At 70.0% G+C, this 22,980-nt stretch carries 20 protein-coding genes and 2 pseudogenes; 17 read left to right on the forward strand and 5 right to left on the reverse strand.

Going from position 1 to position 22,980, the window contains the following annotated elements:
• Positions 1–61 precede the first annotated feature (61 nt).
• Complete coding sequence (locus ACFVBH_RS17740; protein WP_354987574.1) at positions 62–1,084, reverse strand: polyprenyl synthetase family protein; 1,023 nt, start codon at positions 1,082–1,084, stop codon at positions 62–64.
• A gap of 458 nt (positions 1,085–1,542) precedes the next feature.
• Between ACFVBH_RS17740 and ACFVBH_RS17745 the strand changes: the two genes are divergently transcribed.
• Positions 1,543–2,817 carry a geranylgeranyl reductase family protein gene (locus tag ACFVBH_RS17745; RefSeq protein WP_354991703.1) on the forward strand — a complete coding sequence of 425 codons (1,275 nt, stop codon included), beginning with the start codon at positions 1,543–1,545 and terminating at the stop codon, positions 2,815–2,817.
• Positions 2,818–2,893: 76 nt separating this feature from the next.
• Here the strand turns inward: ACFVBH_RS17745 and ACFVBH_RS17750 are convergent, their stop codons facing one another.
• A complete protein-coding gene (locus ACFVBH_RS17750) occupies positions 2,894–3,397 on the reverse strand; it encodes a DUF2505 domain-containing protein (protein ID WP_354991702.1) in 504 nt (167 codons plus the stop codon).
• A gap of 39 nt (positions 3,398–3,436) precedes the next feature.
• Between ACFVBH_RS17750 and ACFVBH_RS17755 the strand changes: the two genes are divergently transcribed.
• The 4 genes and pseudogenes from ACFVBH_RS17755 to ACFVBH_RS17770 all read left to right on the forward strand — a co-directional run.
• Positions 3,437–3,931, forward strand: coding sequence for a DUF3592 domain-containing protein (locus ACFVBH_RS17755; RefSeq protein WP_354991701.1), 495 nt, complete (start codon positions 3,437–3,439; stop codon positions 3,929–3,931).
• A 91-nt stretch (positions 3,932–4,022) separates the two neighbouring features.
• Positions 4,023–4,736 carry a demethylmenaquinone methyltransferase gene (locus tag ACFVBH_RS17760; RefSeq protein WP_354991700.1) on the forward strand — a complete coding sequence of 238 codons (714 nt, stop codon included), beginning with the start codon at positions 4,023–4,025 and terminating at the stop codon, positions 4,734–4,736.
• 274 nt (positions 4,737–5,010) lie between these two features.
• Positions 5,011–7,152, forward strand: a pseudogene (locus tag ACFVBH_RS17765) (molybdopterin oxidoreductase family protein); the annotation flags it as partial.
• An 840-nt stretch (positions 7,153–7,992) separates the two neighbouring features.
• Positions 7,993–9,933, forward strand: a pseudogene (locus ACFVBH_RS17770) (sulfite reductase flavoprotein subunit alpha); the annotation flags it as partial.
• Between the two features lie 120 nt (positions 9,934–10,053).
• Here the strand turns inward: ACFVBH_RS17770 and ACFVBH_RS17775 are convergent.
• Entirely contained in the window at positions 10,054–11,088 is a 1,035-nt protein-coding gene (locus ACFVBH_RS17775) for an aldo/keto reductase (RefSeq protein ID WP_379002530.1), read from the reverse strand.
• 83 nt (positions 11,089–11,171) lie between these two features.
• Here ACFVBH_RS17775 and ACFVBH_RS17780 point away from each other — a divergent pair, with 83 nt between their 5' ends.
• From ACFVBH_RS17780 to ACFVBH_RS17790, 3 genes are all read left to right on the forward strand, one after another.
• Positions 11,172–11,804, forward strand: coding sequence for a TetR/AcrR family transcriptional regulator (locus ACFVBH_RS17780; protein WP_379002532.1), 633 nt, complete (start codon positions 11,172–11,174; stop codon positions 11,802–11,804).
• Positions 11,805–12,001: 197 nt separating this feature from the next.
• On the forward strand, positions 12,002–12,235 hold the full coding sequence (locus tag ACFVBH_RS17785; RefSeq protein WP_354990972.1) for a hypothetical protein: 234 nt from the start codon (positions 12,002–12,004) through the stop codon (positions 12,233–12,235).
• A 139-nt stretch (positions 12,236–12,374) separates the two neighbouring features.
• Positions 12,375–12,620: a hypothetical protein gene (locus ACFVBH_RS17790; protein WP_354990973.1), complete on the forward strand. Its 246-nt coding sequence runs from the start codon at positions 12,375–12,377 to the stop codon at positions 12,618–12,620.
• A 78-nt stretch (positions 12,621–12,698) separates the two neighbouring features.
• Here the strand turns inward: ACFVBH_RS17790 and menD are convergent, their stop codons facing one another.
• On the reverse strand, positions 12,699–14,399 hold the full coding sequence (menD, locus tag ACFVBH_RS17795; RefSeq protein ID WP_379002535.1) for a 2-succinyl-5-enolpyruvyl-6-hydroxy-3-cyclohexene-1-carboxylate synthase: 1,701 nt from the start codon (positions 14,397–14,399) through the stop codon (positions 12,699–12,701).
• Positions 14,400–14,488: 89 nt separating this feature from the next.
• Here menD and ACFVBH_RS17800 point away from each other — a divergent pair, with 89 nt between their 5' ends.
• Positions 14,489–15,316 carry a siderophore-interacting protein gene (locus tag ACFVBH_RS17800; protein WP_379002537.1) on the forward strand — a complete coding sequence of 276 codons (828 nt, stop codon included), beginning with the start codon at positions 14,489–14,491 and terminating at the stop codon, positions 15,314–15,316.
• 150 nt (positions 15,317–15,466) lie between these two features.
• On the opposite strand, the gene ACFVBH_RS17805 is transcribed toward ACFVBH_RS17800, so the two are convergent.
• The gene (locus ACFVBH_RS17805; protein ID WP_354990976.1) at positions 15,467–15,913 is read right to left on the reverse strand and encodes a DUF6918 family protein; all 447 of its coding nucleotides are present in this window, start codon (positions 15,911–15,913) and stop codon (positions 15,467–15,469) included.
• A 354-nt stretch (positions 15,914–16,267) separates the two neighbouring features.
• Between ACFVBH_RS17805 and ACFVBH_RS17810 the strand changes: the two genes are divergently transcribed.
• The 8 genes from ACFVBH_RS17810 (at position 16,268) to ACFVBH_RS17845 (ending at position 22,955) form a co-directional block, all read left to right on the forward strand.
• Positions 16,268–17,161, forward strand: a complete 894-nt coding sequence (locus ACFVBH_RS17810; RefSeq protein ID WP_379002539.1) for a 1,4-dihydroxy-2-naphthoyl-CoA synthase — start codon at positions 16,268–16,270, stop codon at positions 17,159–17,161.
• A gap of 103 nt (positions 17,162–17,264) precedes the next feature.
• Complete coding sequence (locus tag ACFVBH_RS17815) at positions 17,265–17,657, forward strand: VOC family protein (RefSeq protein ID WP_354990978.1); 393 nt, start codon at positions 17,265–17,267, stop codon at positions 17,655–17,657.
• Positions 17,658–17,765: 108 nt separating this feature from the next.
• The gene (locus ACFVBH_RS17820) at positions 17,766–18,965 is read left to right on the forward strand and encodes an anion permease (RefSeq protein WP_379002542.1); all 1,200 of its coding nucleotides are present in this window, start codon (positions 17,766–17,768) and stop codon (positions 18,963–18,965) included.
• A 10-nt stretch (positions 18,966–18,975) separates the two neighbouring features.
• The gene (locus tag ACFVBH_RS17825) at positions 18,976–19,245 is read left to right on the forward strand and encodes a hypothetical protein (RefSeq protein WP_379002544.1); all 270 of its coding nucleotides are present in this window, start codon (positions 18,976–18,978) and stop codon (positions 19,243–19,245) included.
• A 25-nt stretch (positions 19,246–19,270) separates the two neighbouring features.
• Complete coding sequence (locus tag ACFVBH_RS17830; RefSeq protein ID WP_354990981.1) at positions 19,271–19,621, forward strand: DUF3349 domain-containing protein; 351 nt, start codon at positions 19,271–19,273, stop codon at positions 19,619–19,621.
• 104 nt (positions 19,622–19,725) lie between these two features.
• A complete protein-coding gene (gene menE / locus ACFVBH_RS17835) occupies positions 19,726–20,862 on the forward strand; it encodes an o-succinylbenzoate--CoA ligase (protein ID WP_354990986.1) in 1,137 nt (378 codons plus the stop codon).
• Positions 20,863–21,105: 243 nt separating this feature from the next.
• Entirely contained in the window at positions 21,106–22,119 is a 1,014-nt protein-coding gene (locus ACFVBH_RS17840; RefSeq protein ID WP_354990982.1) for an ATP-binding cassette domain-containing protein, read from the forward strand.
• Positions 22,116–22,955, forward strand: coding sequence for an ABC transporter permease (locus ACFVBH_RS17845; protein ID WP_354990983.1), 840 nt, complete (start codon positions 22,116–22,118; stop codon positions 22,953–22,955). Before ACFVBH_RS17840 ends, ACFVBH_RS17845 begins: the two co-directional genes overlap by 4 nt.
• The last annotated feature ends 25 nt before the right edge of the window (positions 22,956–22,980 follow it).

Genomic DNA, 22,980 nt, shown 5'->3' on the forward strand with positions numbered 1-22,980 from the left:
GAACCCCCGTTTCGCCGTATTACACCAGGTCAACGATACAAGCCGGGACGGAGTTCCCCCGTCAGCCGACCCGCTCGATCGTGTAACGGACCAGGCGCTCGAGGGCCTCGTTGGCGGGGCCGCCGGGCAGCGCCGACAGTTCGGCGTGCGCGATGTCGGCGTAGCCCTGCAGCTTCTCCTTGGCCAGCACCATGCCGCGCGAGCGGGACAGCAGGTCCAGGGCCTCGTCCACCTCGGCGTCGGTCTCCAGCGGGCGTGCCAGCAGTTTGCGCAGGCGGTCGCCCTCGCTGCCCTCGTCGCGCAGGGCGTAGAGCACGGGCAGGGTGTGCACGCCCTCGCGCAGATCGGTGCCCGGGGTCTTGCCGGACTGCTCGGACACCGAGGAGATGTCGATGATGTCGTCCGAGATCTGGAAGGCGGTGCCGACCGCGTCACCCAGCCGGGCCAGGCGCTCCACGTGGTCGAGGTCCGCGCCGGAGAAGGTGCCGCCGAACCGGCCCGAGGCCGCGATCAGCGATCCGGTCTTCTCCCACACCACGCGCAGGTAGTGCTCGACCGGATCCTGGGACTGCTTGGCGCCGATGGTCTCCCGCATCTGGCCGGTGACCAGTTCGGCGAAGGTCTCGGCGATGATGCGCACCGCGTCCGGGCCGAGCGTGGAGACCAGGCGCGAGGCGTGCGCGAACAGGTAGTCCCCGGCCAGGATGGCGACGCTGTTGCCCCAGCGGGAGTTCACGCTGGGCGCTCCGCGGCGCATGGGGGCCTCGTCCATGACGTCGTCGTGGTAGAGGGTGGCCAGGTGCACGAGTTCGACGACCGTGCCCGCCGTGATCAGATCCGGGCTGGCGGGGTTGGGGCCCAGCTGACCGGTGAGGATGGTGAACAGCGGCCGGAAACGCTTGCCGCCGGCCCGGGCCAGGTGCAGCGCGGCCTCCTGGAGGAAGTCCTCGCCGTCGGACAGCTCTGTGATCAGCAGGTCCTCGACATCTTCGAGGCCCTTCTTCACCGTCGCCGCGAGCTCGGGATCGACGAGATCCACCCCCGCCACCACCGTGCTCTCATCACTCACAGCCGATGCGCTCATTTCATCTCCCAGTGCCGCGTCCGACCCCACGCCAAAGAACCTAGCGTGTGACCACCAACCCCCCAATGAACACCACCGTAGTGGGACGGAACCAACAGTGTTTCCGGCCTCCGCTCCGCGACGGCGTTTCATGTGTTTAATTTGCCTCCGCTTCGCTCCGGCGGTTCGCGGCCCTCGTAACCCGGTTCTTCCCTCCCTCCGCTCCGCTGTGTCTGATTTGCCTCCGCTTCGCTCCGGCGGTTCGCGGCCCTCGTAACCCGGTTCTTCCCTCCCTCCGCTCCTCCGCTTCGCTCCCCCGCTCCACTCAGTCCAGAACCGGGCGGGCCGCGAACCACGGGGCAGGGGGTCCATGGGCGGAGGTCCATGGGCGGAGGTCTTGGGCGGGGGTCTATGGGCGGGTGGCCTGTGACGCATATCCGCGTCGACAGCGATCGGCGGGTGCTGCGAGTATGGGCGGCATGGGTTCACCGGATGCCGCCCCCGTGCCGGGGCATGACTCGGATTTGCTGCCCGCGCACGCGGATGTGCTGGTCGTGGGGGCAGGGCCGGCGGGATCGGCGGCCGCGGCGTGGGCCGCGCGGGCCGGACGCGATGTGCTGCTGACGGATTCGGCGGTGTTCCCGCGCGACAAGACGTGCGGGGACGGGCTGACGCCGCGCGCCACGGCGGAACTCGAACATCTCGGGCTCGGGGACTGGGTGCGCACGCACACGGTCAATCGCGGCCTGCGCATGGCGGGCTTCGGGCGCGAGGCGCTGCTGCCGTGGCCGGACGGTTCCTTCCCGCGGTACGGAAGCGCGGTTCCGCGAACCGAACTCGACGACAAGCTGCGCGAGACCGCGGTCAAGTCCGGCGCCCGCATGGTCGACGGGGCCAAGGTGGTCGAGGTGGCGCGCGACGGCGATCGCGTCACCGGGGTGAGCATCAAGACCGACGCGGGGCTGCGGGCGGTCTCCTGCAAGATGCTCGTGGTGGCCGACGGTGTGCGCTCGCCGGTCGGAAAGCTGCTGGGACGCACCTGGCATCGCGAGTACGCCTACGGCACCGCGGCGCGCGCCTACATCAAATCCGAGCGCAGCGACGATCCCTGGATCACCTCGCATCTGGAGTTGCGCGATGCCGAGGGCGCGCTGGTGCCGGGCTACGGCTGGGTGTTCCCGCTCGGCAACGGCGAGGTCAATATCGGCGTCGGCTCGCTGGCGACCGAGAAGCGACCCTCGCACATCGCCCTGAAACCGCTGCTGCAGCACTATGTTTCCGAACGCCGCGCGGAGTGGGGTTTCGACGGCGAAGCGCGCGCGGTGGCTTCGGCCCTGCTGCCGATGGGCGGCGCGGTTTCCCATGTGGCCGGGCGCAATTGGGCGCTGGTCGGGGACGCAGCGGGCTGCGTGAATCCGTTGAACGGCGAGGGCATCGACTACGGCCTCGAGGGCGGGCACATGCTGGCCGACCTGCTCGACGAGCCCGATCTCACGACGATCTGGCCGGAGCTGTTGCGCGCCAGGTACGGCCGCACCTATTCGGTGGCGCGCCGGCTGGCCGCGCTGGCCACCCATCCGCGCACGGTGCCGCTCGGCGGTCCCCCGATGATGCGGTCGAAGCTCCTGCAGCGCACCGCGGTTCGCGTCATGGGCAATCTCGTCACCGACGAGGATCTGGATCTGACGGCCAAGCTGTGGCGGGGCGCGGGCCGCGCCTCGATGCGCCTGGACAAGCTGGCGCCGTTCTCCTGAGCGTTGAATCGTCCCGTGGACGTGGGTGACCACGTCCACGGGATGCGGGCGGTTATCGATCAATCAGGGATAGGGCTCACGCGTTCTGCGACGCGAACCACTCCTCGACGGACTTGCGCTCGCTGTTCATGACGCGCTCGAGCAGGCTCTCCACCAGCGGTTCGATGGCGCCGCCGACCAGCGGGACCTTGACGTCGATGGTGCCCGCCGCCTCGATCTCCGAACCCTCGGCGGTGGGGCGCAATTCGAACGTGCCCGCCATTTCGGTGGTGATGCCGCCGGAGGCTCCGGCGAAGGTGCCCTTGGCGATGTCGCCCTCCAGCGGACCCCAGCTGTCGGTGCGCTCGAGCACCAGATCGCTCTTGAGCACCTTCTTGACCAGACCCGGAATCTTGTCCTCGGGGGCCTTCTCCGTCATGCGGATGGTGATCGTGCCGGGGCCGTCCGGGTGGGTCAGCTCCAGGGTGGCGGTGGACGCGCCGGCAAAGCGGGAATTCCACATCTCGTCGTTGGTCAGTGCCCGGTGAAGCTCTTCTACCGGAACGCTGTACTGCACGGTGAAGCTGAATTTACGGGACATGGCGGCAAGGGTAGTCCGGCCATGGAATAGCCTGGTGAAGTGTCGGAAACCAGCCAGTCTGATAGCCGCGCTACCCGGCTGCGACGTGCCCGCAAGGTGGTGGTGATCCTCGCGATCGCCGTGAGCGTGCTGTCGGTGCTGCTGGTGCTGGCGGCCTGGCGCAACGATCACCTCATCGGCTCCGACAGGGGCGTGACCAGCGGTGAAGTCATCGAAGCGGGACGATTGCGCTCGGCGATCAGCTTCGTGACGCCGGACGGGGTGACGCACAATCCGAAGCTGGGCGTGCTCTACCCGACCAAGCTCACCAAGGGCGAACGCATCAATGTGGAGTATCAGCGCAGTGATCCGGACCTGGTTCGGGTGGCGGGTCGCGACGCGCGTGTCGCGGTCATCCCGGCGCTGTCGGTGATCGTGGTGACGTGGGCCCTGGCGCTGCCGCTGCTGTGGGCGCTGGGATCGCCGCCCGCGCAGTGGATCGCGACCATCGGGGACCGCTATCGGCGACTGACCCGCCGCCGCGCCGACGCCTGAACCGGCCCGGAACACACCCCCGCACCGCCCGATCGCCGCCACCGCGCGGACGGCTGCCGCACGCCGCGACAGCGGCGGCTAGGGTGCGAGGGTGGCGAAAACAGAGCGGCGGGAATCGGTTCGGGCCTCGTTGGACAAGCAGCCGCACGAGGTCGCGTCGATGTTCGACGGGGTCGCGAAGCGGTACGACCTCACCAACACGGTGATCTCCGGCGGCCAGGACCGCTACTGGCGCTGGGCGACGCGCAAGGCGCTGGCGCTGCGCCCGGGCGAGCGCCTGCTGGATCTGGCCGCGGGCACGGGTGTTTCGACCCTCGAGCTCAGCAAGTCCGGCGCGTGGTGCGTGGCGGCCGACTTCTCCCAGGGCATGCTCGCGGCGGGCCGCTTCCGCAACGTGCCCATGGTGGCCGGGGACGCCATGGCGCTGCCGTTCGCCGACGAGTCCTTCGACGCGGTCACCATCTCGTACGGGCTGCGCAATGTCGCGGATCCCGATCTGGCGCTGCGCGAGATGCTGCGCGTGACCAAGCCCGGCGGGCGACTGGTGGTCGCGGAGTTCTCGACCCCGACCTTCGGGCCGTTCCGGACGATCTACATGGAGTACCTGATGAAGGCGCTGCCCGCGGTCGCCAAGCGGGTCTCCAGCAATCCCGACGCGTACGTGTACCTGGCCGAGTCCATCCGGGCCTGGCCGACGCAGTCGCAGCTGGCCCTGCGCATCGCGGACGCGGGCTGGTCGCAGGTGAAATGGCGCAACCTCAGCGGTGGCGCGGTGGCACTGCACCGCGGCTACAAACTGGGCTGAGCCGGCTCGGCAACCGCGCAGCGGCGGGGTCGACCTCCTGTCGAACCGGATCGCGGAACCCGCTCGGCGCTGATCGAGACGCATGTCACAGCGGGTTTCCGGTTCCTCACCGCCGTGTCGGGGCGCTGTGAGGAAATTTGTGATCTGCCGATAACGTCCGGTAAATCCGCCGCAATCGGGGATCGCGACACTCGAAGGCATGCCCGAGCCCACGACGCCCGCCACGAGCACCCGGACCGCGTGCTCGTACTGCGGCGTCGGCTGCGGAATCACCGTGCAGACCCGGCCCGGCGCCGACGGGACGCCGGTCATCGCCAAGGTCAGCGGGGACAAACTACACCCGGTCAATGCCGGGCGGCTGTGCACCAAGGGCGCGACGCACGCCGAACTGATGCGGGCCGACGGCCGGATGACCACGGCGTACCTGCGGCCCGAACGCGGTGGGGAGCCCGAGCCGCTCGCGGTCGACGACGCGGTGCGCGAGGCCGCCGGGCGGCTGCGGGCGATCCTGGACGCGCACGGGCCGGACGCGATCTCGTTCTACGTCTCCGGGCAGCTGTCGCTGGAAGCGCAGTACCTGGCCACCAAACTGGCCAAGGGGCACGTGCGCACCGTGCACATGGAGGCCAACTCCCGGCTCTGCATGGCCAGCGCCGCCACCGGCTACAAGCAGTCCCTGGGCGCGGACGGGCCGCCCGGCTCCTACGACGACCTCGACCACGCTGACCTGTTCTTCGTCATCGGCGCGAACATGGCCGACTGCCATCCGATCCTGTTCCTGCGCATGGCCGATCGGCTCAAGGCGGGCGCGAAACTCATCGTGGTCGATCCGCGCCGCACCGACACCGCCGCCCGCGCGGACCTGTTCCTGCAGGTGAAACCGGGAACCGACCTGGCGCTGCTGAACGGGCTGCTGCACCTGCTCGTCGAGAACGGCGACATCGACGCCGAATTCATCGCCGCCCACACCGAGGGCTGGGACGCGATGCCGGAGTTCCTGACCGGGTACTCCCCCGACCTCGTCTCGGCGATCACCGGCGTGCCCGAAGCCGACATCCGCACCGCCGCCGCCATGATCGGCGCCGCGGGCGAGTGGATGTCGCTGTGGACCATGGGGATCAATCAGTCCACGCACGGCACCTGGGCCACCAACGCCATCTGCAATCTGCACCTGGCCACCGGCGCGATCTCCCGCACCGGCAGCGGGCCGTTCTCGCTCACCGGGCAGCCGAACGCCATGGGCGGGCGCGAAATGGGTTACATGGGACCGGGATTGCCGGGTCAGCGCAGCGTGCTGGCGGCGGCGGACCGCGCCTTCGTGGAGACGGCATGGGAACTCGAGCCGGGCACGCTGCGCGACACCGGCGGACCCGGGACCATCGAGATGTTCCGGGGCCTGGCCGACGGCGAGATCAAGGCCTGCTGGATCATCTGCTCGAATCCCGTTGCCACGGTGGCCAATCGCAAGAACGTGATCGCCGGGCTGGAGGCGGCCGAGCTCGTCATCGCCCAGGACGTGTACACCGACACCGCCACGAACGCCTACGCCGACATCCTGCTGCCCGGCGCCCTGTGGGCGGAATCGGATGCGGTGATGGTGAATTCGGAGCGCAGTCTCACGCTGCTGCGGCAGTCGGTGCCGCCGGCCGGCCAGGCGCGGCCCGACTGGCAGCTCATCGCCCAGGTCGCCACGGCCATGGGATTCCCGGGCTTCGACTACGGCTCCAGCGCCGAGATCTTCGCCGAGATCAAGCGGTTCGCCAATCCGGCGACCGGCTACGACCTGCGCGGGATCAGCTACGAAGCGCTGGCCGAGGGTCCCATGCAGTGGCCCTGCCCCGATCCGGACCGGCGCCGCAACCCCATTCGCTATCGCAACGACGGCGTCAGCCAGACGCTGTTCACCGACGCGGACGGGCACACCCCGGACCTGGCGTTCGCCACCCCCTCGCGCCGGGCCGTGTTCTGGCCGCGCCCGCACCTGCTGCCCGCCGAGATGCCGGACGCCGATCACCCGTTCGTGCTCAATACCGGCCGCCTGCAACATCAGTGGCACACCATGACCAAGACCGGCCGGGTCGGCAAGCTGGTCAAACTCAACGGCGAACCGTTCGTGGAGGTGCATCCCGAGGACGCCGCCGCCCTGGACGTGCGCGCCGGCGATCACCTCGAGATCACCTCGCGTCGCGGCCGCGCGGTGCTGCCGGTCCGGGTCAGCGACCGAGTCCTGCCCGGCTCCTGCTTCGCGCCCTTCCACTGGAACGACGAACACGGCGAGTACCTGACCATCAACGCCGTCACCAATGACGCCGTCGATCCGGCGTCACTCCAGCCGGAGTTCAAGGCGTGCGCGGTCCGTCTGCGCAAGGTCGCGGCGATGTCGGCGGCCGCACCGCTCCAACCGGACAGCGAAGCGGGTCCGAACGGATCTGCCAGAGTTCCGAGCGGAGTTTTTTCAGGTCCGAACGGCACTGCTGGCGCATCGGGGCCACACTCGGCGGCCGGTCCGAACGGAACCGACTCCGGTTCATACGGTTTCGCGGGGGATTCGACCGGCGCCGCACGCGGGTTGCACGGCGACCCACACCGCGCCCAGAGAGGTCCGAACGGAGCTTTCAACAGCCCGAACGGAGTTCCAGAAGGAACTTCGAGCGGTCCATATGGATTCACGCGCGACGCCAGCGCCGCGAATGCCCCCGGCAACGCCGCGGACAGTCCGAACGGAATGTTGGACGGTCCGAACGGATCTTCGAGCGGTCCGAACGGGACTGTCGGTGGCCCCGGGGGTTTCGCGGGCAATTCGTCCGGGGCCGTGGGCGGTTCGCTCGGGAGGGTCGCGGGACAGGAGGGCGGGATGCATCCTTTGTCGATCATGCTCGGGCTGGAGGGAGCCACCGCGCCGATGCTGAGCGAGGTCGAGCGGATCTACGTGGGCGGATATCTGGCGGCGTTGCAGACGCTGCCGGTGGCCGGGGTGCCGGTGCTGCCGGAGACCGCGCCGGTGTCGCGGGGCAGCCGCGTGTGGATCGACGGATTGCTCGCCGGTATGTACTCCCGTGGTGCGCAGGGCGTTTCGGGTGGCGCACCATCCGGCCCGGGTGGCGAGGACTCGGCGCTCTCGAGCGGGCCGGATCAGGGCGGGCCGGGCGGGGGCGACGCGGGCTCCGGGGCGGCCGCACCCGTGCGCACGGTGACCATCCTCTGGGCCTCGCAGACCGGAACGGCCGAGGAGCTGGCGGCGACCGTCGCGACCCGGCTGGCGGACGGCGGCCTCGCGCCCCGGCTGCTGGACATGGACTCGGCCGAGCTGAGCGACCTGACCGGCGACGTCCTGGTGGTCAGCAGCACCTTCGGCGACGGCGGGCCGCCGGACAACGGCACCGACTTCTGGGAACGGCTCAGCGACAGTGCGATTCGGCTGACCGGCGTGCGCTACGCGGTCTTCGCGCTCGGCGACTCCTCCTACGACGACTTCTGCGGGCACGGCCGCAAACTGGACGAACTGCTCGATCGGCGCGGAGCGACGCGCCTGCTTCCCCGCGTCGACAGCGAACCCGATCACGACGACGCCTCCGAGCGGTGGATCGACGAGATCGCGGCGCTGCTCGCCGGCGAGGCCGCGCCGGGTGGAAACGCCGACGGCGACAACGCCTCCCGGCCCGGACCCGGCGACGTGGGCACGAACGACCGTTCCGGCGCGGCTTCGGCGGGGTTCGGCGCCGACACCCACTCGGCCGGCCGTGCCGGATGGGCGGACGCGGGTGCGACCGGCAGTTCCGACGGCACGGGTGCGGCGGGGTTCGGTGCGACCGGCTCCCCGACCGGCGGTGCCGGGTACACCGGCCGGACCTCCGGCGGTGTCGGCCCGGGGAGCTTTTCCGGCGGCGCGGGCCAGGGCGGCGGGCGGTACGGGCGGATGCCGCATCCGACCGGGCCGCTGGGCACCGGGTCCAGCGGCGGACCGAGCACGAACTACGCGTCCGCACAAAGCAATTCGCCCGCCGCTCGCCCCGGCGGTGGCGCGAGCGCCCGGGGTTCCCGGGGCGCGGTGTCGACCCTGGCTCCCGCGCAGTTCACCCGCAACTCCCCCGTGCTCAGCAAGCTGGTGACGAACGAGGTGCTCTCGCGCCCGGGTTCCGGGAAAGAGGTGCGGCAGTTCGGGTTCGACCTGAGCGGGCTCGGCGCGAGCTACGAGGTCGGCGACTCGCTGGGGATCCGGCCCGCCAATTGCGATGCGCTGGTGGCGGAATGGCTCGAGGTCACCGGGCTGGACGGGCGCCGGGCCGTCGAGGTGGACGACGGGGAGACCACCCTCGCCGAGGCGCTGCGCACCCGATACGACATCACCAAGGTCAGCAACGACCTGCTCGCCTTCGTGGCCGAGCGCAATCCGAGCCAGCGGCTCGCCAAGCTGCTGCGCCGGGACAATCGCAACGAGCTCGACGGGTACCTGTGGGATCGGCAGGCGGTCGACGTGTTGCGCGACTTCCCGGTCCGCGCCGATCTGGTGGAATGGCTCGGGACCCTGAAAAAGCTGCAACCGCGCCAGTATTCGATCTCCTCCAGCCCCCTGGTGAGCCCGGAGGAAGTGCAGCTGACCGTGGGCGTGGTGCGCTACGGCGATCCGGTCGCCATCGGCTCGGCGGCCAGGCGCGGCGGGGTGTGCTCGAGCTTCCTGGCCGATCGCGCCGGCGCCGGGGTGCCCATCTTCCTGCAGCGCGCACCGCATTTCCGGCCGCCGCTGGACCCGAACGCGCCCATGATCATGGTCGGCCCGGGCACCGGCATCGCGCCGTTCCGCGGCTTCCTGCAGGAACGCATGGCCCTGGGCTGCAAGGGCCGGAACTGGCTGTTCTTCGGCGATCAGCACGCCAAGGACAACTTCTACTATCGCGCCGAACTCGAGGACATGTTCCGCTCGGGCTTCCTGACCCGTTTGGATCTTGCTTTCTCCCGGGATCAGCGCGAACGGGTCTACGTGCAGCACCGGATGATCGAGCACGGCGCCGAGCTCTGGGCCTGGTTGCGCGAGGGCGGTCACTTCTACGTCTGCGGTGACGCCGCCCGCATGGCCAAGGACGTGGACGACACGCTGCTGCGCATCGCCCGGATCCACGGAAAGCTCAGCGAGGAAGGCGCTCTCGCTTTCAAGAAGCAGCTGGTCGCGGAGAAGCGCTACGTCCGCGACGTGTACTGAGCCGGGTCCCCGGACCACCGCGCCCGGCGACCGACCGCGGCCCACGGCAGCGGCTCGGGACGCCGCACGGCCGCAGCCGCTGCGCGGTCCGGCCGGTGGCGTCGGGGATCACCAATTCGCCTACACGGCAGGCGGATTCAGGCGGGTGAAGTCGCCGAGGCGGTAGTAGGGGTAGTACGGGTACGGCGGGGTGACCGCGCTCGCCTTGTCCAGGCGGGCGATCTGATCGGCGTCCAGGGTCCAGCCGACCGCGCCCAGGTTCTGGCGCAGCTGCTCCTCGTTGCGCGCGCCGATCATGACGGTGGCCACGGTCGGGCGGGTGAGCAGCCAGTTCAGCGCGATCTGCGGGACGGTGCGGCCGGTCTCGGCGGCGATGTCGTCGAGCACGTCGACCACGTCGTAGAGCACCTCGTCATCGACCGGTGGACCGGCCGCGGCGGTCTGATGCAGGCGGCTGCCCGCCGGAAGCGGCTCGCCGCGGCGGATCTTGCCGGTCAACCGGCCCCAGCCCAGCGGGCTCCACACCACCGCGCCGACGCCCTGATCCTGCGCCAGCGGCATGAGCTCCCACTCGTAATCGCGACCCACCAGCGAGTAGTACACCTGGTGCGCGACGTAGCGCGGCAGGCCGTGCTTGTCCGCCGCGGCAAGGGATTTCATGAGCTGCCAGCCCGCGAAGTTGGAGGCCCCGACGTAGCGGATCTTGCCCGCGCGCACCAGATCGTCCAGGGCCGCGAGGACTTCTTCCACCGGGGTGCCCGCGTCGAAGGCGTGCAGCTGGAACAGGTCGATGTAATCGGTGCCCAGCCGGCGCAGTGATCCCTCGACCGCGCGGATCAGCCGCGAGCGCCCGGACCCGGCGTCGGCGGGGCCGGGGCCGGTGGGCAGCGACGCCTTCGTGGAGATGAGCACGCTGTCGCGGCGGCCCCGAATCGCTTCGCCCAGGACCTCTTCCGACGCGCCGTCGGAGTAGACATCCGCGGTGTCGAAGAGGGTGACGCCCGCTTCCAGGCTGATATCCACCAGGCGGCGGGCCTGCTGGGCATCGGTGTCACCCCAGGCGCTGAAGAGCTCGCCCCGCCCGCCGAAGGTGCCGGCGCCGAAGCTCAGAGCCGGAACCTGCAAACCTGACGCGCCGAGCCGACGGTACTCCATGACGAACTCCTAACGGGACTTCAGTTTCATTAACGTCGGCAACGCTACACTCATCGCGCCACAAATGGAACTGGAGAACCGTTATGACGCAGGACACCACCGCACCCGGGTCGATTCGCCCCGGTGGGCGCACCGCCCGGGTTCGCGACGCCGTGCTGCGCGCCGCCGGGGACGCCCTCGCCGAGAACGGCTTCGCCGCCCTGGACCTGGCGGAGGTGGCCGCCCGCGCCGAGGTCGGCAAGACCACCGTCTACCGCCGCTGGCGCACCCCCGCCGGACTGGTCGCCGACCTGCTCGCCGACATGGCCGAATCCTCACTCCCCCATGCCGATACCGGCTCGCTGCACGGAGACCTGCACGCCAATGCCGCCCTGGTGGCCCGCACCCTGGCCGACCCGCGCCAGGGCAGGCTGTTCCGCGCGGTCATCGCCGCCGCCACCACCGACGAGGCCACCGCCCTTGCCCTGCAACGCTTCTACGACACGCGCCTGACCGAATGGTCACCGTGCGTGATCGCCGCGATCGCCCGCGGCGAATGCCCCGCGGACACCGACCCCCGCGCGGTCCTGTCCGCTGTCTCGGCCCCGCTCTACTACCGCCTCCTGGCCAGCGGCGATCCCATCGATCCCGCCGCCGCGCGGGCCGCCGCCGACGCCGCCCTGGCCGCCACCCACGCGGGAGTATTCGCAGCCGCCGCAACCGATTCCGGCAGCTGATCCACGGTGGCACGAGCGCGCTGGGGACTCCGGCCGGGGCCGCGAGTTCCGGGTGCGCACATCCCGCGAAAAGTGCTGAGCGCAAGCGATTTCGCCCGTTTTCCGACCACGATTCCGGGGCTCCACGGTATCGATTCGTTAGCGGTTCGCGACCCGCTTTTCTGCCCAAACCCGCTGGTGGGGAGGAGAATTGATAGATGAAGGGTGATCGAGTAGAGATCGTCGTGGACACCGGTGACGGTTCCCGCAATTACGAAGTGACAGCCACCCGCGCCGGGCGGCGAGTCGAGGTGCGCATAGCGCGCGGCATAGTCGAGGTCAGCGAAACGACCCGCACCGGAACCCAGGTGCGCACCGCCCGGTTCATGGCCGGCCGCGTCCTGGCCCTGGTGGAACACCCCACCGACAAGGGCCCACTGCCAGGCGAGTGACTCAACCGACCCACCGGGTGTGACCTGCGCGTACCCGGTGGTTCCGCGCCGCACCGGTTGCCGACGCGCGCCCCGCGGCGCATGCTCGGAGATGCCCGACTTCACCCGGCTTTGCCGACACGGCGGAGAGGAGCATCCGATGAACGAGCGCATCGACGAGGTGTCCGAGGCCGACTACCTCGAACAGCACACCCCGGCCTACCCGGCGGACGCCGAACGATCCGCGGCCGCCGACGCCCCGGACCCGATCCAGGAGTCCGACAGCGACATCGCCGCAGTTCCCGCCGGAGACAGCGGCTGGACCGCCGACGAGGGCGACCTGATCGAACAGTCCATCCCCGTCCCCCTGGACGAGGACTACCAGGACTCCGAACCCGAATACTGACCGTCGCCGTCGCCTCGCACGCACGGACATGACAGCACCGACAGCGAGTCCCGGAAAAGCCGGTACCGCATCGGTCTGTCAGTTGGCGATGCCCGCGCGGACGGTGGCGTGCAGCTCGCGGAGGCTGGAGCGTTCGGTCGCGACCTCCAGGACCCGCACGCCGTGTGCGTGGCGGGTCAGTTCCACGGCCAGCTCGGCGGGATCCACCTGGCGGTGGGGAACGCGGTAGGCCGCGCACAGGGCCGCGAGGTCCATACCGTGGGGGGTGCCGAAGACGCGTTCGAAGACGCCCGCGTACTGCGGATCGCCCTGTTCGAGGAGTTCGAAGATGCCGCCGCCGTCGTCGTTGGCGACCACGATGGTGAGGTCCTCGGGGCGCGGCTCGCCGGGGCCGATCAGCAGGCCGGACGCGTCGTGCAGGAACGTCAGGTCGCCCATCAGCGCGATCGTGCGGCCGGCATGGGTCAGGGCCGCACCCACCGCGGCGGACACCGTGCCGTCGATCCCGGCCACGCCGCGGTTGGACAGCACCCGCACCCCCGGCCGCGGCTCGGACACCAGCGCGGCGTCGCGCACCGGGTTGGACGCGCCCAGCAGCAGCTGGTCACCCTCGTGCAGCGCGGCCATCACCACGGCCGCCACGTGCAACCCGGTGGGCTTGGGATGGGCGGCCAGCTCGGCGCGCACCACGGCCACGGCCCGCTCGTTCAGATCCCGGCACTGTTCGAGCCACTCGGCGCGCGGCGCGCCGGAGGTGACCGCGCGCGTGCCGGTCCCGACCACATTGCCGGACACGTCGGGCCAGCGCGGGCCGGTGGTCAGCGCGAACACCGTCACCTCGGGATCGGCGAGCACCTTCGCGACCTGCCGGTGCAGCGTGGGCCTGCCGGTGATGATGGCCTGCTTCGGCCGGACCAGCGACAGCGCCAGCGGATGCAGCGGCGGACCGTGCATGGGCGCGGTGGGCTCGGCGACGGTCGGCAGCGCCGCGAGCTCGGCCCGATGGCCCGCGCCGTGGCCGGAGATGACCACGGTGTCCAGGCTCAGGTCGATGTCGAGCGGCACGTCCAGGGTGGCGTATTGCGTTGCGGTCCAGGGCCGGTCATCACCGCGGCCCAGCGGCAGCGGATCGCCCGACCCGAGGTCCGGCACCAGCGGCTCGCGCAGCGGGATGTCGAAGTGCACCGGCCCGGCGTTGCCGGAGCGGGTGCCGCGCGCGGCGGCCAGCACGCGGCACACCGCGGAGCGCCACACGCTGTTCTGTTTGGGGTAGACCTCGCCGGCGCCGGGCTCGCCCCCGTTGTTCTCGCTCCCCGCCGCCCCGAGGCTCTCGCTCTCCGCCGGCCCCGGGCTCTCGCTCTCCGCCAGCCCCAGGCTGATCGTCGCGCGCACCTGACTGCCGAACAGTCCCAGCTGCTCGACGGTCTGGTTCGCGCCGGTGCCCAGCATCTCGTAGGGCCGATTGGCGCTGATCACGATGAGCGGCACGCGCGCGTAGTTCGCTTCGAGCACCGCGGGCCCGAGATTGGCGACGGCGGTGCCGGAGGTCATGACCACCGGAACGGGCCGCCCGCCCGACAGCGCCAGGCCGATGGCCAGGAATCCGGCGGAGCGTTCGTCGATGCGCATGTGCAGGCGCAGCCGCCCGGCCGCGTCGGCGGCCTGTAAGGCGAAGGCCAGGGGCGCGTTTCGCGATCCCGGGCACAGGACCACGTCTCGGACTCCGCCGCGCGCGAGTTCGTCGACGACGACGTGCGCCTGTGCTGTCGAGGGGTTCACAATCCCAGCCTCTCAGACAGTCGATCTCCGCGCTGCGTCGACCCGATCACACCCGGCGTGTTCTAGTTAGGGTGCGCTAACCTAAGCCTATGGCCAAGCGCACCAAACATCTCAAACCCGAACATCGGGAAATCCTCACCGCGGAAGTGCTGGCGAGCAAGCGCGTCAGCCCGAATTTCGTGCGCGTCACCCTCGGCGGCGACGGGCTCGCGAGTTTCACCGCGATGGGCTACGACCAGTGGTTCCGGCTGTTCATGCCCGGCCGCGACGGCAGCCTGAGCCTGCCCACCTCGGCGAGCACGCTGGGCTGGTACGCCCAATATCTGATGATGGGCAAGGACCACCGCCCGCTGGTCCGCAATTACACCGTGCGGGAGTACCGCGCTGCCGGTTTCGGGGAGTTCGGCAGCACGGCGGAATTGGATATCGACTTCTTCTCGCACGGCGACGACAGCCCGGCCTCGAATTGGGCCAACGGCGCGGCCCCGGGCGACAAGGTGGGCATCCTCGACGAGGGCGCGACCTTCCAGCTCCCCGACGGCGCGGATTTCGCGCTGCTGGTGGGCGACGAGAGCGCGGTGCCCGGCATCGCGGGCTCGCTGCGCTCGGCCCCGCGCGATCTGCGCGGCGCGGCGTACCTGGAACTGCCGGACCCGGCCGACGCCCAGGATCTGGGCGAGCCCGAAGGCGTCGACGTGCACTGGATCATCCGGACGGACGCGACCGCCGAGATCGGCGCGACCGTGGCCGCCGCCGTGCGCGCGGCGGAACTCCCCGCAACGGGGGTCTACGCGTTCCTGGCCGGCGAGCAGAAACTGGTGTCGGGGTTGCGGCGATTCCTGGTGCAGGATCGCGAAATCCCCAAGGCCGATATCACTTTCACCGGCTACTGGCGAGTCGGCAAGGCCGCGGGCTGATTTCACGCGGCGATCGAGTCGGGATCCCCTGAACGAAAGGGGATCCGCGCACTGCCTCGAATTCGGGTATTTTCCACCCGAATTGGGTGACACAGACTTTATGCAGTCCGTGTTCGCGGCCCGGCTCCGGGCCGCGAACCGGTCATTTGATTAACCAGCGTGACGCTGGATCAGGGCGCCGACGCGCGGAAGCGCCTCGGCGACATGCTTCTTCGCCGAGGACCGCATCGAGCCGTAGACCTTGGTCAGTGCGGGCCGAGAGGACGACTCGGCACGCTCGTCGGTGACCGCGAGCAACGCCTCGGAGACCTCGTCCTGCTTGGCGACCAGCAGGTCGGCGAACGAACCGGCGCCCGAGGCCTGGTACTCGGACCAGAACGGCTCGAGCTGGGCGACGAATCGCGGAATGAAGGACTCCAGCGCATCGCCGACGATGGTCGGGCTGACCTTCTTCACCGCCGCGTAGCCACCCTTGACGGCCAGGCCCGACGCGCCGCCCTTGTCCGACACCTCAGCATCCAGAACCTCTTTGGCATCGGCCAGGAAGGCCGGACGCTTGGTGTCATCGAGCAGGGATTCAGACAGTGCTGCAACCACTTTCAGGTTCCTCCGGATAGTTTTTCGATGAGCGAGCGCATGGAACTATACGCATCGGTGCCCCCGCACACACGACGCCGACGCGCTAGGGCCGCGAGGTGCGACGATAGCCGCCGCTGCCAAGCAGCTACTGCACTGTAAAGCCTCCGCAATCGGTTGGCAGCGTTTCAGATTCGCCGTGTCAACTGGTCACGCGCTCGGATCCGGCGGAAGTGAATCGCGTTCGGCGGCAATCAGCGCGCTTGTCCAATGACTGAAATCCGCTACCGCTAACGATCGGCAGCCCGAAACGAGTGGCCCGAATCGCACGGTCGGAGTGACCCCGCCGCAGGCCGTGCCACTAAGTTCGTGGCCGTGACCTTCAATTCAGCGCTGTGGCGGGCAGTACCCGGGTTCGAGAACCTCACCGACATCACCTATCACCGGCATATCGAACAGGGCACGGTCCGCATCGCGTTCAACCGGCCCGAGGTGCGCAACGCGTTCCGCCCGCACACGGTGGACGAGCTCTACCGTGCGCTCGATCACGCCCGGATGACCTCCGACGTCGGCGCGGTGCTGCTCACCGGCAACGGCCCCAGCCCCAAGGACGGCGGCTGGGCCTTCTGCTCCGGCGGCGATCAGCGCATCCGCGGGCGCAGCGGCTACCAGTACGCCGACGGCGAGACCGCGGACACCGTGGATCAGGCGCGCGCGGGCCGGCTGCACATCCTCGAGGTGCAGCGCCTCATCCGCTTCATGCCCAAGGTGGTCATCTGCCTGGTGAACGGCTGGGCGGCCGGCGGCGGGCACAGCCTGCACGTGGTCTGCGACCTCACCCTGGCCAGCCGCGAACACGCTCGTTTCAAGCAGACCGACGCCGACGTGGGCAGCTTCGACGGCGGCTACGGCAGCGCCTACCTGGCGAAGATGGTGGGCCAGAAGGCCGCCCGCGAGATCTTCTTCCTGGGCCGCCCGTACACCGCCGAGGAGATGCACCGGATGGGCGCGGTGAACGCGGTCGTCGACCACGCCGACCTCGAGGACGTGGCCCTGGAGTGGTCGGCCGACATCCTCGGCAAGTCGCCCCAGGCGATCCGCATGCTCAAGTACGCGTTCAACCTCGCCGACGACGGCATGGTGGGCCAGCAGCTCTTCGCGGGCGAGGCCACCCGCCTGGCCTACATGACCGACGAGGCCGTGGAGGGCCGCGACTCGTTCCTGCAGAAGCGCGACCCCGACTGGTCGGGCTACCCCTGGTACTTCTGAAAACCGGACCGGCTCACCACCGGCCGGGCACGATGGGGTGTGCACGGTCCGGCGACCGAGGCGGGCACGGGCATCTCACCGGATCGAAGCGGAGGCACAGCGCATGGAGATTCTGAGCAGTCGGCTGATTCTGCGGCCCGTGGACTACGCGACGACGCTGGCCTTCTACCGGGACACCCTGGGGCTGGCCATCGCCCGGGAGTATCCGGGCGGGACGGTGTTCTTCGCCGGGCAGGGGCTGATCGAGGTGGCCGGGCACGGCGGCGGGGAACCGGCCGGCTTCGCGGGGGCGATCTGGCTGCAGGTGCGCGACTGCGAGGACGCGGCCGCCGAACTCGCCCTCGCCGGGGTGCGGATCGACAAGGGGCCGACGAAGGAACCCTGGGGACTGATCGAGATGTGGATCCGGGATCCCGACGGCGTGCCGCTGGTGCTCGTCCAGATCCCGGCCGACCACCCGATCCGCCGGGACAGCCGCCCGCCGAGCACCGACTGAACACCCCCGGCCGCGCGCCCGCGAAACGCCTACCACGCCGTAACACACACGGCGTGTCCGGGGGCACCGGTTAACGGATCGTTAATGGCGTAGCGCAAACTGGTCGGCGTGTCTGCCGAACTGCTCGTTCTGCTGATCGTTGTTCTCACAGCCTTGGCGTTCGACTTCACCAACGGATTCCACGACACCGCGAACGCGATGGCCACCTCGATCGCAACCGGTGCGCTCCCGCCGCGTACCGCCGTACTCCTGTCCGGTTTCCTGAATCTGGTCGGCGCTTTCCTCAGCGTCGCCGTCGCCGCCACCGTGGCGGCGGGCATCGTGGACCTGTCGGAAGTCAGCGGAAAGGCCCTGCTCGACATCGTCTTCGCGGGACTCGTCGGCGGAATTCTCTGGAATCTGTTCACCTGGCTGCTCGGTCTGCCGTCCTCGTCCTCGCACGCCCTGTTCGGCGGCCTGATCGGCGCGACCATCGCTGCGCTCGGCTGGGACGGCGTGATCTGGACCTCGGGCCACACCGGCGTCCTCGCCAAGATCATCATTCCGGCGCTGCTCGCCCCCGTGGTGGCCGCGCTGGTCGCGTCCGTCGGCTCGTGGCTGGTCTACCGCATCACCCGCGGCAGCAACGAGAAGACCGTGGAGAGCGGATTCCGGTGGGGCCAGATCGGTTCCGCCTCGCTGGTCTCGCTCGCGCACGGCACCAACGACGCGCAGAAGACCATGGGCATCATCTTCCTGGCCCTGATCGCGCACGGCTCGGCCTCGGCCGGGGACCCGCTCCCGCTGTGGGTCATCGTGTCCTGCGCGGTCGCCATCGCCGCGGGCACCTGCCTGGGCGGCTGGCGCATCATCCGCACGCTCGGCAAGGGCCTGGTCGACATCGCGCCGCCGCAGGGCTTCGCGGCCGAATCCACCAGCGCCGCGATCATTCTCACCTCGGCCCACTTCGGCCTGCCGCTGTCCACCACGCAGACCGTGACCGGCTCGATCCTGGGCTCCGGCCTGGGCAGGCCGGGCGCGGAGGTGCGCTGGGCGGTGCTCGGGCGCATGGTGGTGGCCTGGGTGCTCACGCTGCCGATGGCCGGTCTGGTCGGCGCGCTGTGCTGGGCGATATTGCATGCCATCGGCGGCACCGCGGGCACCCTCGTGGTCTTCGCGCTGCTCATCGCCGCGGCCACGTTCATCTGGCTGCGCTCGCGCCGCACCGCGGTCAATTCGCACAATGTCAACGACGACTGGCAGCAGCAGACCGAGGCGCCCGCGGCCCCGCTGCGCGGCCCGGACTCCGTCCGCCACGAGATCGGTTAGGAGCGCGACGATGCAGACCTTCCTGTCCAATCTGAGCGACCTCTGGGAAGTGGTGCTCGCCGCCCTGGTGTTCGGCGCCGGCCTGCCCGCGATCTTCGCCTACGGCGTGCGCTGCCGCGCCGCGGTCGACAGCGGCGCGAGCGGCGCCACCCGCCAGCTCAACCAGGCCCTCTCGGCGCTGTGCTTCGCCGTGGTCATGATCGCCGCCGTGGTCGGTGTGGTCTTCATCGCACGGGGCTTCCTGGCCGACCGTTTGGGAATCCATCTGCTCGGCGCGTGACACCGCCCGATCGAAAGGCACGCTCGTGAGCACTCCGGAACAGCCGAATCCCGAATCCGCGCGGACCCCCGCGCTGACCAATGTCCTCGCGAAGGTCCTGGACTGGCTCAAAGCCGGGTACCCGCAGGGCATCCCGCAGTCGGACTACGTGGCCCTGCTCGCGGTCCTGCACCGCAGGCTCACCGATTACGAGGTGCACCTGGTGGTGGAGGAACTCATCACCGAACGGGTGGCCACCAACGAGATCGCGCGCGCCGACATCGAGGCGGCCATCGCCCGAGTTGCCAAGGAACAACCCGGCGAGGACGATATCGCTCGGGTGGCATCCCGGCTGGCAGCCGGTGGCTGGCCGCTGGCGACACCGACGTCCGACTGACCGAACCATCACCATCGACCCGGGCAGCGAACCCCCGCAGGTGCGCCGCCACCCCTTCACATGACACGATCGCGAACGTGAGCAATACCCTCCGCACACTTCCCATGCCCACCGGTGCATCTGTGGGTGACGTATTGCCGCATCTGCGGGAAGCCTTGGACGGCAACGGACCTGCGTGGCTGCCCATCCCCACCGCCGATCGCCGCGAAGCGCAGCGGCTCAGCTCGAGCCTGCGGCCCGGCGAGGAGATCGACGACGACGTGGCGCTGGTGGTCACCACCTCCGGCACCACCGGGTTGCCCAAGGGCGCGCTGCTGTCCGCGGCCGCCCTGCGCGCCAGCGGCGACGCCACCCACGAACGCCTCGGCGGGCCCGGCCAATGGCTGCTGGCCCTGCCCACCCACCACATCGCGGGCATCCAGGTGCTGCTGCGCAGCATCCTGTCCGGCACCGAACCGGCCGCGCTCGACGTCTCGGGCGGCTTCCTGCCCGAAGCACTGGCCGGCGCGGTCGCGGGCATGACCGGACCGCGCCGCTACACCTCGCTGGTGCCCACCCAGCTCATCAAGGCCCTGGACGAGCCCACCGCAGCCGCGGCGCTGGCCCAGCTGGACGGGGTGCTCATCGGCGGCGCCGCCACCCCGGCGCCGGTGCTGGCCCGTGCCCGCGCGGCGGGCATCAACATCTTCCGCACCTACGGCATGAGCGAGACCTGCGGCGGCTGCGTCTACGAGGGTGTCCCGCTGTCGGGCACCAGGATTCGCATCGAGGACGGGCGCGTCATGCTCGGCGGGGACATGCTCGCCAAGGGCTACCGCAACCAGCCCGACAACCCGGCCTTCGCCGAGCCCGGCTGGTTCCGCACCGAGGACGCGGGCAGCTACGAGAACGGCGTGCTGACCGTCACCGGCCGCCTGGACGAGGCCATCATGACCGGCGGCCTGCTGGTCATCCCGCAGGTGGTCGAGGCCGTGCTGATCACCCACCCGGGCATCTCCGAATGCGTGGTGCTGGGCCTACCCGACGACCGGCTCGGGCAGCGCGTGGTCACCGCCATCGTGCCCGCCCCCGGCGCGACCCCGCCCACCCTGGACGAGCTGCGCGAGCACGTGGTGGCCGAACTCGACGCCATCGCCGCCCCGCGCGAACTGGCCGTCCTGGACGAGTTGCCGCTGCGCGGGCCGGGCAAGCCGGACCGGGCACGACTGCGCGAACTGCTGCGCGCGACCTCCGCGAACTGACGCGCGCCCCGGCCGCGGGGTGCGTGTCGCGGGCGGGTTTCCGGCGGCCGAATTCCCGGCCGACGATGCCATCACGACGTGATCGGCGATCGGGAACGGGATGCGTGTCGCGCCTCACATTCCAGTCGTGACCTGCGGATCATCGCCCGCGCAAGCCGTGTGAGAAGCACGCAAGACCGGCTTTCGCCCACACGCAACAGCCGTGCAAGTCGCGTGTAAGTCCCGGGGCACAGAGTGTGTGTCATGACTTCATACACACCTGCTGAGGCACTCGCCATCGAGGCGAATGACCTGGTCAAGCTCTTCGGGGAGCAGCGGGCTGTCGACGGCGTGAGTCTCGCGGTACCGCGGGGGGCCGTATACGGCGTACTGGGACCCAACGGAGCCGGTAAGACCACCACCATCCGCATGCTCGCGACGCTGCTGCGGCCCGACGGCGGCAGCGCCCGCATCTTCGGCCGCGACGTGGTGGCCGAGCCCACCGCGGTGCGCTCGCTCATCGGCGTCACCGGGCAGTACGCCTCGGTCGACGAAAAGCTCACCGCCACCGAGAATCTCGTCATCTTCTCGCGACTGCTCGGACTGTCCCGGGCCGATTCGCGGCGCAAGGCGAACGAGCTGCTCGAGGAATTCGGCCTCACCGAGGCCGCCGACAAGGCGCTGGAGAACTTCTCCGGCGGCATGCGCCGGCGACTCGACCTGGCCGCGAGCCTGATCTCCGCCCCGCCGCTGCTGTTCCTGGACGAGCCGACCACCGGTCTGGATCCGCGCACCCGCGCCCAGATGTGGGAGACCATCCGGCGGCTGGTGCGCGAGGGCTCGACGGTGCTGCTCACCACCCAGTACCTGGACGAGGCCGACCAGCTGGCCGACAAGATCGCGGTCATCGACCGCGGCAAGGTCATCGCCGACGGCACGTCCGACGAACTCAAGAGCTCGGTCGGCATGTCCGCGCTGCAGCTCACCCTGAGCGACCCCGCCCGCATCGCCGAGGCGCGAACCCTGGTGGGCGAGTACCTGTCCCGGGCCGCGGGCAAGATCGTCGAGGCCGCGATCAGCCCCGAGGCCGGGCGCGTCACCGCTCCCCTGCCCGACCCCAGCGTGACCACCGACATCCTGATCCGCCTGCGCGAGCACGACATTCGCGTCGAGGAGATCAACGTCAGCAAGCCCAGCCTGGACGAGGTGTTCTTCGCACTCACCGGCCACGGCGCGGACGAAGCCGACACCACCGACGCAGAGAAGAGCGCGGCATGACCACGACACTCCCCGCCCCCGGCCGCCACGCGGTCACGGCTCCGGCCCCGATTCCGGTGGTCAGCAACCACATTCCGCTCAAGCAGACCCTGGCCAACACCATGACCATGGCCTACCGCGGCATCCTCAAGATCAAGCACAACCCGGAACAGCTGTTCGACGTCACCGTGCAGCCGATCCTGTTCACCGCGCTGTTCGCCTTCATCTTCGGCGGGCAGATCGGCGGCAGCGTCGCGGCGTACCTGCCGATCCTCATCCCCGGCATCCTGGTGCAGACCGTGGTGCTCACCTCGGTCGCCACCGGCGTGCAGTTGCGCGAGGACATGGACAAGGGCGTCTTCGATCGCTTCAAATCCCTGCCCATCGCCCGCATTTCGGCACTGTCCGGCGCGCTGGTCGCCGACATGGTGCGGTACGGCCTGGCCACCACGCTGACCGTGATCGTCGGCATCGCGCTGGGTTACCGCCCGGACGGCGGCGTGCTCGGGGTCGTGGCGGCCGGTCTGGTCACCGTATTCTGCTCCTTCGCCGTCAGCTGGGTGTGGGCGCTGGTCGGCGTGACCGGCAAGAGCGCCTCCGCGGTGCAGGGCATCTCCATGATGATCATGTTCCCGCTGACCTTCATGTCCGGCGCGTTCGTGCTGGTCGACACCATGCCCGGCTGGCTGCAGGGCATCAACAAGGTCAACCCGATCTACTACATGGTCAACGCCGCCCGCGAGCTCATGAACGGCACCGGCGCCACCGCCAACGTGGCCTGGTCGCTGCTCGGGTCGATCGTGGTGATCGCGATCTTCGCGCCGCTCACGGTGCGGGCGTACATGCGCCGCGCCTGATCACGCACCGAACCCGCTGTACCGT

Origin of the sequence: Nocardia sp. NPDC057668, assembly GCF_042799795.1 — a bacterium.
Classification (GTDB): domain Bacteria; phylum Actinomycetota; class Actinomycetes; order Mycobacteriales; family Mycobacteriaceae; genus Nocardia.

Coding starts and splice junctions, on each gene's coding strand:
- ACFVBH_RS17740 (WP_354987574.1), bottom strand. CDS start 1,084: ATGAGCGCATCGGCTGTGAGTGATGAGAGCACGGTGGTGGCGGGGGTG.
- ACFVBH_RS17745 (WP_354991703.1), top strand. CDS start 1,543: ATGGGTTCACCGGATGCCGCCCCCGTGCCGGGGCATGACTCGGATTTG.
- ACFVBH_RS17750 (WP_354991702.1), bottom strand. CDS start 3,397: ATGTCCCGTAAATTCAGCTTCACCGTGCAGTACAGCGTTCCGGTAGAA.
- ACFVBH_RS17775 (WP_379002530.1), bottom strand. CDS start 11,088: ATGGAGTACCGTCGGCTCGGCGCGTCAGGTTTGCAGGTTCCGGCTCTG.
- ACFVBH_RS17780 (WP_379002532.1), top strand. CDS start 11,172: ATGACGCAGGACACCACCGCACCCGGGTCGATTCGCCCCGGTGGGCGC.
- ACFVBH_RS17785 (WP_354990972.1), top strand. CDS start 12,002: ATGAAGGGTGATCGAGTAGAGATCGTCGTGGACACCGGTGACGGTTCC.
- ACFVBH_RS17790 (WP_354990973.1), top strand. CDS start 12,375: ATGAACGAGCGCATCGACGAGGTGTCCGAGGCCGACTACCTCGAACAG.
- ACFVBH_RS17800 (WP_379002537.1), top strand. CDS start 14,489: ATGGCCAAGCGCACCAAACATCTCAAACCCGAACATCGGGAAATCCTC.
- ACFVBH_RS17815 (WP_354990978.1), top strand. CDS start 17,265: ATGGAGATTCTGAGCAGTCGGCTGATTCTGCGGCCCGTGGACTACGCG.
- ACFVBH_RS17825 (WP_379002544.1), top strand. CDS start 18,976: ATGCAGACCTTCCTGTCCAATCTGAGCGACCTCTGGGAAGTGGTGCTC.
- menE (WP_354990986.1), top strand. CDS start 19,726: ATGCCCACCGGTGCATCTGTGGGTGACGTATTGCCGCATCTGCGGGAA.
- ACFVBH_RS17840 (WP_354990982.1), top strand. CDS start 21,106: ATGACTTCATACACACCTGCTGAGGCACTCGCCATCGAGGCGAATGAC.
- ACFVBH_RS17845 (WP_354990983.1), top strand. CDS start 22,116: ATGACCACGACACTCCCCGCCCCCGGCCGCCACGCGGTCACGGCTCCG.